Raw genomic sequence first — 15237 nt, forward strand, 5'->3', positions numbered from 1 at the left:
CGCGCATCGTCGAATCCAGCGAGGTCTCCCGCCTCGGCGGGCCCTCATGGCCTCCTCGAACGCCCGTGTCGGTCAGTTCGTCGGCGTGCGGACCGGCTGCGCGATGCGGAAACCCGGGGGCGCGACGTCCACCGCGCGCTCGTCGGGCTCGGTGAGGCGGCCGGCGGAGGCGTACGCGGCCCGTTCCTTGGCCGTCGGGGAAAGCGCGACGAAGGCGGAGGTGATGAAGAGGTACGAGCCGAGGCCGACGGCGAGCGGGAAGATGAACTGCATGACCGTGGCGCCGGGCAGGGCCGCGCCGGAGGGGGCCACGTCCACGCGTACGGCGAACATACCCGTGTAGTGCATGCTGCTGACGGCCGCGCCCATGACGAGCGAGGCGACGGCCACGGCGGCGGGCGAGTGGATGTTGAGGGCCGCCCAGAGCGCCGCGGTGGCGGCGACGACGGCGATGACGACGGAGAGGCCGACGAGTACGGGGTCGAAGCGCACCTCGCCGTGGAGCCGAAGCGCGGCCATGCCCATGTAGTGCATGCTCGCCACGCCGACGCCAGTGGTCAGCCCTCCGATCAGGAGCGAGCGCACGCGGTCGCGGCCGTAGCCGACGGCGAACACGCCGACGCCGACGACGGCCATCGCGATGACGAGGCTGAGGATGGTGAGCGGCACGTCGTAGCGGATGTCGGTACCGGTCACACCGAAGCCGAGCATCGCCACGAAGTGCATCGTCCAGATACCGGTGCCGATCGCGGAGGCCGCGGTGAGGAGCCAGTTCCGGCGCGAACGGCCCGTCGCGTCGAGTGCCCGTACGGTGCAGCGCAGCCCGAGGGCGGCGCCGACGCAGGCCATCGCGTACGAGAGTGCAGGTGTCAGCCAGCCGAAGGTGGCGTGGTCCAGGTGTCCCATGGCTCAGGGACGCTAGTGCGCATCAGGGGGCGCATAAGGGGCGCATTTCGAAAGCTGCTGGAATATGACAGAGAGATGGTTCCGAACGATCGGGCCGAGCTCGAACGAGCACACAGAACGTTCACCCCTCCGGGTACGGAATCATGTGCGCATGAGCGATGACCCCACACACGTACGAGAGTTCTTCGGTTCCCGCGCCGCCGACTGGGACACCCGGTTCCCCGACGACGGGCCCGCGTACGCCGCCGCCGTGAACGAGCTCGGGCTGCGTCCCGGAGACGCCGTACTGGACGCCGGCTGCGGGACCGGGCGCGCGCTCCCGCCCCTCCGTGCCGCCGTGGGTCCCACGGGCATCGTGCTCGGCGCCGACCTCACCCCCGAGATGCTCGAACAGGCCGCGCTCGCCGGGCGTGGAGGGTCGACCGGAACCGCCACGCTGCTGCTCGCCGACGTCGGCCGGCTGCCGGTGCGCGACGGCGCGCTCCACGCGGTCTTCGGAGCGGGGCTGGTCTCGCACCTGGCCAACCCCGTCGCCGATCTGCGGGAACTCGCCCGTGTCGTACGGCCCGGCGGCCGGCTCGCGCTCTTTCACCCGATCGGCCGAGCCGCGCTCGCCGCCCGACACGGCCGCCGGATCACCCCGGACGACCTGCGCGCCGAACCCCGGCTCGGACCGGTGCTGGCCGAGGCGGGCTGGCGGCTCGTCAGCTACGTCGACGAGGACGCCCGCTATCTGGCGACGGCCGTGCGGGAGCACTGAGCCGCGCGCGGCCCTCCCGCGCCCGCGCGACACGCCGCACGCACGACACGCCGGACGCACAAAACGCCGCCCGTACGAGACGCCTCCCGCCCGGCTCGCCGCCCACAGAACCAGGCGCACGCGGAACAGGTACCCCGGGAAGCAGGAGGAAGAGATGGCCCGCTACAGATGGACGGGCAGTGTGGCGCTCGGGGCGATGGTGCTGGGAGTCACCACCGTCACCGGCTTCGTTCCGGCACGGGACGGCGGTGGGGCCGGCGCCTCCTGCGCGGCCGCGCACGAGCGGGACGTGCGGGCGGCCGTGGCCGCGGGGGCGCTCAGCCCGGACACCGGCGAACGGACCACCACGAACACGTCGCAGGACGGCCCGTACGCGGACGGCGACACGGTCATCGCGACGGCGGTGCCCGACCCCGGGTTCGTCTTCGTCGACTGGCTGCTGGACGGGAAGCCGTACGAGGGCGACGAGGACCGGAACGGCGGGGAGACGGCGGTCACCTTCGAGGAGACCGGGCACACCCTGACGGCGGTGTTCGGCCGGGCGTGAGCCCGGAGCGGCCCCGCCGTACCGGCCACCCTCGTTCCGGCCGGATGCCCCTGCCGGGTGTGGCGGATGTGGCAGAGTCGGGAGGGCGGGGCGAGGGCCCGACAGCGCGGGACCCACCACGTCGCCGCCGGGGTCCGCATCGGGGTGAGGGGGCTGCGGGTGGCACGGGTGGTCGACGGTCGGTTCGAGCTGGTGGCACGGCTCGGCGGGGGCGGCATGGGGACCGTGTGGAGGGCGCGGGACCTGGCGCTGCACCGCGAGGTGGCGCTCAAGGAGGTGCGCCCGCCCGACCCCGCGCTCGCCGAGTACGACCCCGAGGGTGCCCGGGAACTCCGCATCCGGGTCCTGCGCGAGGCACGCGCGCTCGCCCGCGTGGCGCACCCCCGGGTGGTGACCATTCACCACATCGTGGACGGCGGCGAGGGCACGTACCCCTGGCTCGTCATGGAACTCGTCTCCGGCGGGTCGCTCCAGGACCGGCTGGACCGGGGCGCGCTCGGCGTCGGCGAGGCGGCCGTGCTGGGGCGCGGCATCCTCGACGGGCTGCGGGCCGCCCACGCGGTGGGCATCCAGCACCGGGACATCAAACCCGCGAACGTCCTGCTCAGTCCGGACGGCCTGCCCGTCCTCACCGACTTCGGCATCGCCGCGCTCCAGGGGGCCACCGCCCTCACGGCCGCCGGTTCGATCATCGGCACGCCCGAGTTCATGGCGCCCGAGCGGGTCGGCGGCGAGGAGGGCGGACCGGCCGCCGATCTCTGGTCGCTGGCCATGACCCTGTACGTCGCCGTGGAGGGCCACCACCCGCTGCGGCGCGCCAACACCCTCGCCACGCTCGCGGCCGTCCTCGGCGAGGACGTACCGGTGCCCCGGCGCGCAGGGGCGCTCACACCGGTCCTGACACGGGTGCTGGTACGGGACCCGGCGGCGCGCCCCGACGCGGAGTCGTTCGACCGGATGCTGGCGGAGGTCGCGGCGGTCGGCGCCGGGGTGCCGTCGCCGCCGGTGTCTCCACCTGACGTTCACCTTCACCCTGGACCTGAGGTTCAGGGTCCGGGTGGGAACGGCGCGCCCCGAGACTTCGAGGGCGAGCCGAGGGACGCGGTCCCGCCGGGCTCCGAGGTGGTCGGACCGGTGCCCTTCGCCTACGCCGTCACCCATACCGCGGCGCCGCACCGCCCCGCGTCGGTGCCGGTGCCGGTGCCGGAAGGTCCCACCGGGCCGCCGGTGCCGGGCGGTCCCACCGGGCCGCCCGCGCCCCGGAAGCGGCGCGGTGCGGTGTTCGCGGGCGCCGGGGCCGTCGTCGTCGCCCTGAGCGGAGTCCTCGTCTGGAACCTCCTTCCGGGCGGCGACCCGGAGGGCGACGGCCGCGACCGCACGGCGGGCAAGTCCGGCGGCCAGGAGCCGTCCTCCCCAGCCCCGTCCACGGGCGCGTCGACGACGCCGTCCGGCGGGGCCGGTCCCCTCACCATCGGCGTCAAGTCCGACCAGCCCGGCCTGGGGTGGAAGAAGCCGGACGGTACGTACGCGGGGCTCGACGTGGACGTCGCCACCTACCTCGCCCGCGCGCTCGGCCACGACCCGGCCGCCATCACCTGGAAGGAGGTCCTGAGCTCCACCCGGGAGTCCGCCCTCTCGGGCGGCGACGTGGACCTCGTCGTGGCCACGTACACGATCAACGAGGCGCGGAAGCGACAGGTCGACTTCGTCGGCCCCTATCTCGTCGCCCACCAGGACGTCCTGGTGCGGGCGGACGACGCCTCCGTGACGACGCGGACGGACCTCAACGGCAAGAAGGTCTGCGCGGTCACCGGCTCCACTCCCGTGCTCCTGATCCGGACGAACCTCGCACCCCGGGCCGAGGTCGTGACGTACGACACCTACTCGCGGTGCATCAGTGAGCTGGCCTCGGGCGGCGTCGACGCCGTCACCACCGACGACGCCCTACTGGCCGGCTACGCGGCGCAGGAGGAGTTCAAGGGCCGGTTCAGGCTCGCCGGTTTCCCCGTCAGCGAGGAGCGCTACGGCATCGGCCTCCCCAAGGGGAGCCCGCTCCGCGCGCGGCTCACCACCGCGCTGAAGCGGATGATCGACGACGGTTCCTGGCGCAGAGCCATGGAGAAGAACCTTCCGCTCGTGCGCACGGACACCCCTCCGAACCCGGAGTAGGCCACCGGGGGCGGCACGCGGTTCCCCGGTGTTCACCACCAACGCACCCTTCTGTCACGGCACTTCACTGTCTACGGTGGAGGTGCCGGGCAGTCCTGCCCGGGAGAGGCGGTGGGGCGTGGCACGAGTACCCGAAAGACTGCGCAGGCTCCTTCCCGCCGCCCGCCGGACGCCTGAGGCCACCGCCTCGGCGCCCGTGCGGCCCCGGCAGGGGCACAACCTCTTCGAGGCCGCGGCGGAGTACGTGGCCGCGTGCGCCGAGGACGACCCGGCGCGGGCCGAGGAGGCGGCGAGCCTGGTCTCCCCCGGGATGCTGTCGTTCGGCGTCAACGAGTTGGCCTGCCGGGCCCTGCTCACGCTCGCGCGGGAACGGAACGAGTCCCCCCGCGCGGTGGCGCGCTCGCTGCTCGGTCTCAAGGAGGAGCCGGTACGCCGGACGGCGGGTGACGCGTAGACCGTGGGCGCGCGGGGCGCCGGGTCGGCGACACAGCTCACGGTGCCGGGCTATGGACAGGTCTCCCTACTGACTGGTTAAGGTGCGCCCGACGACCAGATGGGGAGGCCTCTGTGGCTGGCACGGACCCGATCGCCGAGGCCGACGGCGACGACGACGCGTTGTTCGTGCTGACCGCGGCGCTGCTGACGCCCGCGCGTTTCCCGAGCGTCCTCGGAGACGACTACCCGTCGGCGTGCGCGGCACTGGGATTGGCGCCGTACGAGGAGGGGTACGGGCTCGTGTTCGGCCAGGACGGGCTCGGGGCGCGGTGGACGGTCGTCGTCGACGACGTGTCGCTGGTCGCGGTGGCCATCTCCTCCTGGGACTGCGGCATGGCCTACGACCTCTCCCCCGACGAACGCTCGGTGGTCGCGGGGCTGCCGGGCTGGCCGCTGCCCGTGGCCACCCGAGCCCCGGGCGTGCCCGCCCCGCACGACCCGGAACCGGAGGAGGGCGCTCCCGCCCCGCTGTCCCCGCCCTTGGGCGAGGAGTGGGGGGCGGCCCAGCGGCGACTGGGCGCCGACGAGGTGGCGCTCCAGTGGTCGGCGTGGCGGTCCCAGGTGAACGACGACGGGACGTTCTCGGAGCCCGCGGGCGGCCCGGCGGGCGCGGCAGGTGCGGCGGAGGCGGCGGGTGAGGCGGAGGCGGCTTCCTCCGGCGACGTCGTTCCGGACCCGTACGACGGCGTCCGCAGGGCACTCGACGAGCTCCACCGCTACCTGGAGGAACCGCCGCCGGTCGGCCGGGTGCGGTCCGACTCGGCTGCCGACGCGGGTGTCCGGACCCTGCGCGCGGACGGACCCGGCTGGTCCCTGGTGGCCCGGACCGGCGACATGGCCTTCGTCCTCCTCGACGAGCTGCCGCGCGAGGTGCTACCGGTAGCGCGGGGAACACGGCTCCCCGCGCTTCTCATGGCGCTCGACGCGATGGCCGTACGCCCGTCCTGAGCGAGCCGGGGTCCAGGACGCGGCTCGGCCCGACGGTGCTCATGGAATCCCCATGGGACGGCGTTCGGAGATGTGGTCCCAAGACATGGCCCGGTGGCACGGGAGCGCCGCACGATGTGGCGCCGCGTGATGCGCCGCTGCCTCGTGTGGTGCCGCATCCTTCCCACCGTCCCACCGGAGGCCCACCATGCGCCTGTTCCCAGGCGTCTCCCTGCTCGCCGCGCTCCTGACCGGGGTCACCGTCCTGGCCCCTGCGAGCCCCGCCGGGGCGCAGGAGCGGCCCGCCGCGCACTGCGCCGGGCAGGACCGGCTCCGGGTGCCCGGTGCCGAACGCCAGCAGTCCGCCTGCCTCGACGACCTGACGACCGCCGGGCTCGCGGGAACCCCGTACACCGACATGACGGACCAGGCCGGGCTGGCCGCCCTGGGGACCCGTAACCCCTCGGGCGTGCCGGGCGTCCAGATCGACGGCCACTTCCCCGACGACTCCCGCCTCAACGCCACCCACGGCTGGGCCCACGACGCCCAGTTCGTCATCCGGCTGCCCGACCACTGGAACGGCGGGCTCGTCGTCACCGGCGCGCCGGGCACCCGCCGTCAGTACTCCACGGACGCGCTCATCTCCGACCAGGTGCTCTCCCGGGGCTTCGCGTACGCCGCCACCGACAAGGGGAACACCGGTCCTGACTTCTTCACCGACGGCCGGGGGCCCGGCGACGCGGTCGCCGAGTGGAACCGCCGGGTGACCGAGCTGACCCGAGCCGCCAAGAAGGCCGCACGTCAGCGCTACGGCCGGGCGCCCGAGCGCACCTACATGACCGGGATCTCCAACGGCGGCTATCTGACGCGCTGGCAGCTGGAGAACCGGCCTGAGCTGTACGACGGCGGCGTCGACTGGGAGGGCGTGCTGTGGACGACACGCGGCCCCAACCTCCTGACGAGCCTCCCGGTGACGGTGGCCAGGTCCCTGGGGCGGGCCACCGACGAGGATCTGATCGGGGCGGGCTTCGCGCCGGGGTCGCGGTTCCTGTGGCCGTACCACGAGAAGGCGTACTGGGGGCTGACGCAGAAGATCTTCCGGGCCGAGTTCGACCCCTCGTACGACCCGGCGTGCCCGGGTGCGACGGCCGGCGGGACCGTGGAGCAGATCTTCGCTCCCTGCGCCTCGGACGCCTCGTACGACTACGCCTCCCGGCCCGCGTCCGTCCACCGCGCGGTCGCGAAGGTCGCGCTCACGGGGCGGATCGGCAAGCCGCTCATCACGCTCCACGGCGATCTGGACACCCTGCTGCCCATCGCCACCGACTCCGACGTGTACGCGCGGATGATCGACGGACGGGGCCGTGCCCCGCTGCACCGGTACTACACGGTGCAGGGCGGGACGCACACCGACGGGCTGTACGACACCCATCCGGACCGGCTGCGCCCGATCCTGCCGTGCTACCGCTCCGCGTTCGAGGCGCTGACGCGCTGGGTCGAGGAGGGCACGGATCCGCCCTCCGACCGGACGATCTTCCGGCCCACGAGCGGTGACGTGGTCAATTCCTGCGCACTGGAGGGCTGAGGGCGGCGGGAAGGACTCTGCGGACCGGTCCGGCCCCTTCCGGACCGGTCCGAGCCGCGTGAGTCCGGACCGGACCGGGCCGCTTCAGCCCGAACAGGTCCGGGACTTTTCAGTCCGGGTCGCTTTCAGTCCGGTCCGGTCAGACCCTCCGCAGCGGCCGGTACGGCTCCGCCGGAAGCTCGACCCGGACGGGGTCGCCGGGCCGCACCTCCCCGCCGGTCAGGACGACGCTCATGATCCCCGCCTTGCGTACGATCTCGCCGTTCTCGTCGCGGCCGAGGACCTGCTTCAGCAGTCCGTGACGGAAGTTGTCGATCTGCGCGCACGGATTGCGCAGTCCGGTGACCTCGACGACGGCCTCGGCCCCGAGGTGGAGGAGCGTGCCGGTCGGCAGGGCGAGGAGGTCGATCCCCCGGGTCGTGATGTTCTCGCCGAGGTCACCGGGAGCGACTTCGAAGCCGGCGCCGGCGACCTCGTCGAACAGTTCGCCGTGGATGAGGTGGACCTGACGCAGGTTCGGCACGGTCGGGTCCTTCGCGACGCGGGACCGGTGCTTGACCGTCACACCGGCGTGGATGTCGCCTTCCACTCCCAGCCCGGCGAGGAGGGTGATGCCCTCCCTGTTGGGCTTGGTGAACGAGTACGTGCCGTTGCTGCTGACCGTGGTGACCCTGGCGTCGCTCATGGCGAGAAGCTCCCCTTCTCCGCTTTCCGTCGGCCCGTTCCACCGACACCGCCGGGCACCGAACCGATGATCACACCACTGGTGATCGGCTCCGACCCTACTCGGCCCACTCGGACCGCAGCGGCGCGCCCACCTCGTGCAGATGACCCAGGGCCTGGCGGTACGAGTCCACGAACCCGGTCTCCGTGTACGGGACGCCCAGCGCGGCACAGTGCGCCCGGACGGCCGGCTGGGCGAGGCGCAGGTGCGGGCGCGGCATGCTCGGGAAGAGGTGGTGCTCGACCTGGTAGTTGAGACCGCCGAGGAACCAGTCAGTCAGGACGCCGCCGCGGATGTTGCGCGAGGTGAGCACCTGGCGCCGCAGATGACCCCAGCTGTCGCCGTCGGCGTGCTCGTCGGGCCGCTCCATGCCCTTGTGGTTGGGGGCGAAGGCCATGCCCAGGTGCACACCGAACAGCATCTGGTGGAGGAGGGCGAAGACGAGGGCCTGGGCCGGGGTGAGGAGGGTGAGCAGCAGGGCCGCGTACCCCGCGAAGTGGGCGAGGAGCAGCCCGCCCTCGACGAGCCGCTCGCGCCGGGTGCGGCAGGGGCCGTCCTTCGCGAGCAGGGCCTGGACCCCGTACAACTTGAGCGCGAAGCCCTCCAGGGTCGTCAGCGGGAAGAACAGCCAGGCCTGGTGGCGGGTGAGGAAGCCGCGCAGGCCCGAGCGGCCTGCCGTTTGGTGCTCGGCGAAGACGAGGATGTCGGCGGCGACGTCCGGGTCCTTGTCGAGGTGGTTCGGGTGGGCGTGATGGCGGTTGTGCTTGTCGTTCCACCACTCCCGGCTCATGCCGAGGAGCAGGTTGGCGTGCACGAGCTGGACGATCCGGCTCACCTTCCGGTCGGCCGTGATCTGGGCGTGGCCGGCGTCGTGGCCGACGAAGGCGACCCGCGCGGAGAGCAGCGCGAGGGGTACGGCGAGGGGCAGGGCCCACCAGGAGGGGCCTATCAGGGCGAGTCCGGCGACCACTGCGGCGATGCCGAGGAGGTTGACGGCGATGCCCCGGGCGTACCACCAGGGGCGGTGCTCCAGGAGGCCCTGTTCCCTGACCGTCCGCAGGAGCGGGGTGAACTCGCTGCCGCCCCGGACACGAGCGGGCGCCACGACGGGGGCGGCGGGTGGGGGCAGAACGGTTGCCTGGGACATGGCGGGCTCCGGATTCGTCCGTGGGTGGATCAGCGGCTGGGCGCCTGGAAAGAACGTACGGATCGGTGATCGTCCCGAGCCATGGCGTCACCACCCGTCCCGGGCGGGGGACGCCCCGGGGGCACGGGGTAGGGCGACCCCCACCCCGCGAAAGGGTGGCGTGGATCACATGGAAACGCGGCACATCGGATGGTTCCGATGAGGTATCCTCGGCCGCTCAGTCTTCAGGTAGTCAAATTTGAGGAATGCGTTGTCGCTGTCGCACGGACCCGATGATTCGGCCCGCGAACCCGTCCAGGAACCCACCCGCGAACTCGCCCGCCACTCCGCCGTCTTCCTCCCCGCCGACCCGCCCCGCGCCGGCCGGATCGCCTTCTGGTCCCCGGACGGCGAGCCGCTGCCGGACGCCGCCCCTCACGACCCCGCCGAACTCACCGTCGTGGACGGCGAGAGCCTCAGGGCCGTGACCGTCCCCGCGTACACCCTCTCCGTGCGGGACGCCCTGCCGCTGCTCGCCCGTGCGCGGTTCTCGGACACCGCCTCGCCCGCCGCCGCCTTCTGGGGTGCGGCCTCCCTCCTCGCCCTCGACCTCGTCGCGCGCGGTCTGCTCCTGCCCGGCCTCACCCCCGGCGACCACGACGCCTGGCGGGCCGGTCCGCTCGGCCCCGGCGAGCTGGCGGAGCTGCGCACGCTCGCCGCCTCGATGCCCCCCACCGCCCACGCCGTACCGCTGTCATCGAACGCCGTTCCGCTGTCCCCGGCCGCCGTACCTCCGTCCCCGGAACTGCTTCCCGAGCCCGAGGCGCTGCTCCGCGCCTTCGCGGACGCGGTGGCGGACACGCTGCCCCGTACTCCGGCGGCCCCCCTCGCGGCCGGCGGGGCGGCCTTCGCCGCCGAGGAACCGCAGACCGTCCCCGAGCAGCGGGCCTGGGCCGCCGACGTGGCGGCCGTGCACGACGCCGGCGTGCGGCTCTCGCTCCGGCTCGAGCTCCCCGGCTTCACCGCCGAGGCGCAGGACGCACCCGCCTTCCGCGCCGTCCTGCAACTGCACGACGTCGCCGACCCGACGCTGGTCGCGGACGCGGCGGAGGTGTGGGCGGGCTCCGGACGGACCGCCGCCGCGTTCGGTCCCCGGGCCCGGATGGACGCCCTCCTGTCGCTCCGCCGCGCCGCCCGCGCCTGGTCGCCGCTGGCACCGCTCCTGTCCGCGGCCGTACCCGACACCGTCGAACTCGCCGACGAGGAGGTCGCGGAACTGCTCGGCCGGGCGGGCCCCGCGCTCGCGGCGGCCGGCGTCCAGGTGCACTGGCCGCGCGAACTCGCGGACCGGCTGACCGCGAGCGCGGTGATCGGCCCGGTGGACGGCGAGACGCACGGCGCGGGCCCCGGCGACGGTTCGGGCACGGGCGAACGCTCGGACGCGGGCGCAGGCTCGGACACCGACGACGGTTTCGGCGACGGCACGGGGAACGGGAACGGCTTCTCCGCCGGTTCCTCCTCCGCCGCCCTCCCCTCCTTCCTCTCCGCCGACGCCCTGCTCGGCTTCAACTGGCGTTTCGCCGTGGGTGAGCACGAGTTGACCCGGGCCGAGCTGGACCGGCTCGCGGAGGCCGGACGGCCTCTCGTGCGGCTCCGTGACCGCTGGGTGCTCGTCGACCCCGCCGAGGTGCGCCGGGCCCGCTCGCAGCAGGACCGGAAACTCACCCCGGTGGACGCCCTCTCGGCCGTCCTCACCGGCACCACCGAGATCGACGGAAAGCCCGTCGAGGTGGCGGCGACCGGCTGGCTCGAGCGGCTGCGGGAGCGGCTCGCCGAGCCGGAGGGCGGCAGGACCGAGGTCGCCCAGCCCCCGGCGCTCGCCGCGACGCTGCGCGACTACCAGCTGCGCGGACTCGACTGGCTGCACCGGATGACCTCCCTCGGCCTCGGGGGCTGCCTCGCAGACGACATGGGGCTCGGCAAGACCATCACCGTGATCGCCCTGCATCTGCACCGGCAGTCCGATCCGGCCACCGCCGGGCCCACCCTGGTCGTCTGCCCGACCTCCCTCATGGGCAACTGGCAGCGCGAGATCGAGAAGTTCGCGCCCGGCACCCCGGTACGCCGATTCCACGGCGCCTCCCGCACTCCGGAGGACCTCGCCGACGAGGGCTTCGTCCTGACGACGTACGGCACCATGCGGCTCGACGCCGCACGGCTCGCCGCGCGGACCTGGGGGCTCGTCGTCGCGGACGAGGCCCAGCACGTCAAGAACCCGTACTCGGCGACGGCACGCCAGCTGCGGACCATCGGGGCACGCGCACGCGTGGCGCTGTCCGGCACACCGGTCGAGAACAACCTCTCCGAGCTGTGGGCGATCCTCGACTGGACCACACCGGGGCTGCTCGGTGGTCTGGGCGCGTTCCGGACCCGGTTCGCCTCCGCCGTGGAGGGCGGCACGGACCCGGCCGCGGCCGGGCGACTCGCCACGCTCGTCCGCCCGTTCCTGCTGCGCCGCCGCAAGTCGGACCCCGGCATCGCACCCGAGCTGCCACCGAAGACGGAGACCGACAGGGCGGTCTCGCTCACTCCGGAACAGGCCGGCCTGTACGAGGCGGTCGTACGGGAGACCCTGGCGGCGATCGCCGAGGCCGACGGCATGGCGCGCCGTGGCCTCGTCGTGAAGCTGCTGACCGGTCTCAAGCAGATCTGCAACCACCCCGCCCAGTACCTCAAGGAGGACAGCCCGAGGATCGAGGGCCGTTCGGGCAAGCTCGAACTGCTCGACGAACTCCTCGACACGATCCTCGCCGAAGGCGCGTGCACCCTGGTCTTCACCCAGTACGTGGGGATGGCCCGGCTGCTGGAAACGCATCTCGCGGCGCGGGGCGTACGGACGCAGTTCCTGCACGGCGGGACCCCGGTGGCCCAGCGGGAGGCGATGGTCGCCCGCTTCCAGAACGGCGAGGTGCCGGTCTTCCTGCTCTCCCTGAAGGCGGCGGGCACGGGCCTCAACCTCACGCGCGCCGAGCACGTGGTGCACTACGACCGCTGGTGGAACCCGGCCGTCGAGGCCCAGGCCACCGACCGCGCGTACCGGATCGGGCAGGACCGGCCGGTGCAGGTCCACCGGCTGATCGCCGAAGGGACGATCGAGGACCGGATCGCGACCATGCTCGACCGCAAACGGGAGCTGGCGGACACCGTCCTCGGGACGGGCGGGGACACCCCGCCGGAGCTGACCGAACTGACCGACGCCGAACTGGCGGAGCTCGTACGACTGCGGGGGGACGGACGATGAGCGGGTACGGACACGAGGGCGACGAGCGGACGTTCGCGGCGCTGCCGCCCGCGCGGGGCGCCGCCTTCGCCAGGACCTGGTGGGGCCTGGCCTGGCTCAAGGCCCTGGAGGACACCGCGCTCGACGGCCAGCAGCTCAAGGCTGGACGGCGGCACGCGCGCGCGGGAGCGGTGGGCGCGGTGTCGGTCCGGCCCGGCCGGATCACCGCGGTGGTCAAGGACCGTGACGGCACGGCGTACCGCAGCGACGTGCTGGTACGGGAGTTCTCGGAAGAGGAGTGGGATCGGCTCCTCGACCTGGCCGTGGACAGCGCGGGGCACATCGCGGCGCTCCTCGACCGGGAGATGCCGCCGCACCTCGTGGAGGACGCGTCCGGGGTCGGACTCGACCTGCTGCCGGGGATCGGTGACCTGGACCCGCAATGTGGCTGCGAGGCGTGGGACCACTGTCGGCACACCACCGCGCTCTCCTACCAGGTGGCGCGCCTGCTCGACGAGGACCCCTTCGTCCTGCTGCTGGTACGGGGACGCGGCGAGCGCACGCTGCTCGAGGAGCTACAGGCGCGCAGCACCTCGCGTGCGGTGCGGGGCGCGCGTGGCGGAGACGGGGCGGACGGGGGCGACGACACGCCGGGGGCCGACGCTTCCGAGGGTGTCGGTGGCATGCCCGGTGTGTCGGCCGAGGAGGCCTACGCAGCCGGGTTCCTGCTGCCGCCGCTGCCCGCGCCGCCGGTCGCGGCGGGCTCGCCCGGCCGCTCGCCGTCGCTGGACACCGAGACGGATCCCGAGCCGGGGGTCGATCCGACGGCGCTGGAGTTCCTGGCGACGGACGCGGCGGCCCGCGCGCACCGGTTGCTCGGGGAGCTGCTGGGGGGCGAGGCGCTCGGGCCTGTCGTGCCGGGGCCTGAGGGGGTGCCTCCGACGACGGCAGCGACGACGGCAGTTCTGCCGGGCGGGGTACCGCCCCTGACGGTTGCTCAGGACGCGGTGCGGCTCGCGGCCGACTCCCCCGTGCCGTGGATCACGACCCGGCTGGCCTCCGGTTCGGGGCGGTCGCGGACGGACCTGGACCTGGCCACGCGCGCGTGGCGGTTCGGTGGCGCCGCCGCCCTCGCCGTGCTGGAGGAGGAGTGGGCGCCGGACGCGGACGCGCTGGCGCGGGCCGGGGCCCGGCTCGCGGAGGCCTGGGAGGACGGCGACCGGCCCGCGCTGCGGCGGGCGGGCGGCGCGCGGTGGACGGTGGTGGGTGCGGAGGCGCAGCTGCGGTTCGGCGAGGACGGGCGCTGGTGGCCCTACCTCAAGTCGGGTGCGCGCTGGTCGCCCGCGGGGCCGCCGGACCGTGACCCGGCGACGGCCCTGGCGACGGCGTTCGCGGCCGGTGCGCCTGGAGCGGGTGCGGGTGCGGGTCCGGCTGGAGCCGCTGGGTGACGGGAATCGGTGCCGGTCGGGCCGGTGTTACGGGTGCCCGTGCCGGTCGAGCCGGCGCTACTGGAGCCGTCGGCTGAGAGTGCCCCCGGAGGGCGCGGCCAGGCTGCACGCGACGCTCTCGGAGCCGAGGAGATAGCTCGTACGGAACGGGTACTGGACGAAGGTGGTCCAGCGGGTGCCGAGCGGCTGGCGTGCGGCCTTGCGGCGGAGCGGTTCGCGGCACAGCAGGGTCGCGGCTTCCCGGACGGCCAGGTCGCTCGCGAAGCGGCCGGTCAGACGGGGCCGGGCGACGAGTTCGGCGTTGTGCGGCGTGTCGCAGGCACGGCGGAGGGCCCTACCCGGCGCGGCGCGGTCGATGTCGAAGCAGTCGCCGACGCGCAGGGCCTCGAAGGAGACGATCCGGCCCACTCGGCGGTCCCCGGTCGGGTGCGACGAAGGGCTCGGCGTGTGTCCGGGTGAGTGGTTCGTGGCGCGGGAGGGGGTCGGTGACGCACTCCCGCCGGTACGGGCAGGCCGGTCCGAGGGCCCGGAACCGCTCGGCGTACCGCTCGGGGGCAAGCCGGGCGGGGTCGGCCCGGACGGCGGCGTGTCGGAGGTCGGCGTGTCGGACGTCCGGGTGCCGGTGGCCGACGCGCCGTCGGTCCGCCCGCCGTCCGTACGCGCATCGGCGGTCGGGGTCACGGCGGACCGGCCGTCGTCGGTGACGACGGGCGGATCGCCGCCCTGCCGTCCTTCGGCGGTCAGCTGCTGCCCGGCCCCGCCCCTGGCGGCCAGGAAGGCCGTCGCCACGAGGGTGGCCACGAGCAGCGGGACGAGCGGTACGCCGAAGCGCCGGGCGCGCCGCGCGGCGGGTCCGGGCCGGGGCGCGCCGAGCCGGACGATCCGGGGCGACCACCCGGACTCGGAACCGGTGGGTCGCGGTGTGCCGGGGGCGGGTGTCACGGGCCGGGGCGTCCCGGACGGGGGTGCGGCGGGCCCGCGTATGGCGGTGCGAGCGTCGGGACCCGTGCCGGGCTCCGCGCCCCCGTCGAACGGGCCGACCGACCCGGGCGCGCCGAACGGATCCGACGCACCGAACGAGTCCGACGTGCCGAACGGATCCGACGCGCCGACCGGGTCAGGCACACCGACTTCTTCGGCCGCGCCACCTGGTGTGCGCGGGCCGTCCGGTGGGGGCGCGGTGGCCGATCCGGGCGCGTCCGGCTCTCGGTCCGGCGGCGGGGCGGCGGTCGACGGGTGTGGCACGCGGTCCAGGGTCGCCCGTCGGCGG

At 74.2% G+C, this 15237-nt stretch carries 12 protein-coding genes; 8 read left to right on the forward strand and 4 right to left on the reverse strand.

Translation table 11 applies throughout. The annotated features are described in order from the left end of the window. Positions 1-72 precede the first annotated feature (72 nt). Positions 73-906, reverse strand: a complete 834-nt coding sequence (locus V4Y03_RS00600) for an MHYT domain-containing protein (RefSeq protein ID WP_317878858.1) — start codon at positions 904-906, stop codon at positions 73-75. A gap of 151 nt (positions 907-1057) precedes the next feature. Between V4Y03_RS00600 and V4Y03_RS00605 the strand changes: the two genes are divergently transcribed. From V4Y03_RS00605 to V4Y03_RS00630, 6 genes are all read left to right on the forward strand, one after another. Further along, positions 1058-1666, forward strand: a complete 609-nt coding sequence (locus tag V4Y03_RS00605; RefSeq protein WP_332433498.1) for a class I SAM-dependent methyltransferase — start codon at positions 1058-1060, stop codon at positions 1664-1666. A 154-nt stretch (positions 1667-1820) separates the two neighbouring features. Beyond that, positions 1821-2213, forward strand: coding sequence for an InlB B-repeat-containing protein (locus V4Y03_RS00610; protein WP_332433499.1), 393 nt, complete (start codon positions 1821-1823; stop codon positions 2211-2213). Between the two features lie 216 nt (positions 2214-2429). Continuing rightward, complete coding sequence (locus V4Y03_RS00615; protein WP_443079852.1) at positions 2430-4382, forward strand: bifunctional serine/threonine-protein kinase/glutamate ABC transporter substrate-binding protein; 1953 nt, start codon at positions 2430-2432, stop codon at positions 4380-4382. A gap of 118 nt (positions 4383-4500) precedes the next feature. Next, complete coding sequence (locus tag V4Y03_RS00620; RefSeq protein WP_332433501.1) at positions 4501-4836, forward strand: hypothetical protein; 336 nt, start codon at positions 4501-4503, stop codon at positions 4834-4836. 113 nt (positions 4837-4949) lie between these two features. Further along, complete coding sequence (locus V4Y03_RS00625; RefSeq protein ID WP_332433502.1) at positions 4950-5825, forward strand: hypothetical protein; 876 nt, start codon at positions 4950-4952, stop codon at positions 5823-5825. Positions 5826-6012: 187 nt separating this feature from the next. Then, positions 6013-7389, forward strand: a complete 1377-nt coding sequence (locus V4Y03_RS00630) for a tannase/feruloyl esterase family alpha/beta hydrolase (protein WP_332433503.1) — start codon at positions 6013-6015, stop codon at positions 7387-7389. 139 nt (positions 7390-7528) lie between these two features. Here V4Y03_RS00630 and V4Y03_RS00635 read toward each other — a convergent pair whose 3' ends face one another. Next, positions 7529-8074: an MOSC domain-containing protein gene (locus tag V4Y03_RS00635; protein WP_332433504.1), complete on the reverse strand. Its 546-nt coding sequence runs from the start codon at positions 8072-8074 to the stop codon at positions 7529-7531. A gap of 97 nt (positions 8075-8171) precedes the next feature. Then, a complete protein-coding gene (locus tag V4Y03_RS00640; protein ID WP_332433505.1) occupies positions 8172-9260 on the reverse strand; it encodes a fatty acid desaturase family protein in 1089 nt (362 codons plus the stop codon). Positions 9261-9510: 250 nt separating this feature from the next. On the opposite strand from V4Y03_RS00640, the gene V4Y03_RS00645 reads away from it, so the two are divergent. Both V4Y03_RS00645 and V4Y03_RS00650 read left to right on the forward strand, forming a co-directional pair. Next, positions 9511-12540: a DEAD/DEAH box helicase gene (locus tag V4Y03_RS00645; protein ID WP_332433506.1), complete on the forward strand. Its 3030-nt coding sequence runs from the start codon at positions 9511-9513 to the stop codon at positions 12538-12540. After that, entirely contained in the window at positions 12537-13967 is a 1431-nt protein-coding gene (locus V4Y03_RS00650) for an SWIM zinc finger family protein (protein WP_332433507.1), read from the forward strand. The genes V4Y03_RS00645 and V4Y03_RS00650 overlap by 4 nt, the downstream gene beginning before the upstream one ends. 57 nt (positions 13968-14024) lie before the next feature. On the opposite strand, the gene V4Y03_RS00655 is transcribed toward V4Y03_RS00650, so the two are convergent. Further along, positions 14025-14909, reverse strand: coding sequence for a hypothetical protein (locus V4Y03_RS00655; RefSeq protein WP_332433508.1), 885 nt, complete (start codon positions 14907-14909; stop codon positions 14025-14027). Positions 14910-15237 lie beyond the last annotated feature (328 nt).

Source organism: Streptomyces sp. P9-A4, from assembly GCF_036634195.1.
Lineage (GTDB): Bacteria > Actinomycetota > Actinomycetes > Streptomycetales > Streptomycetaceae > Streptomyces.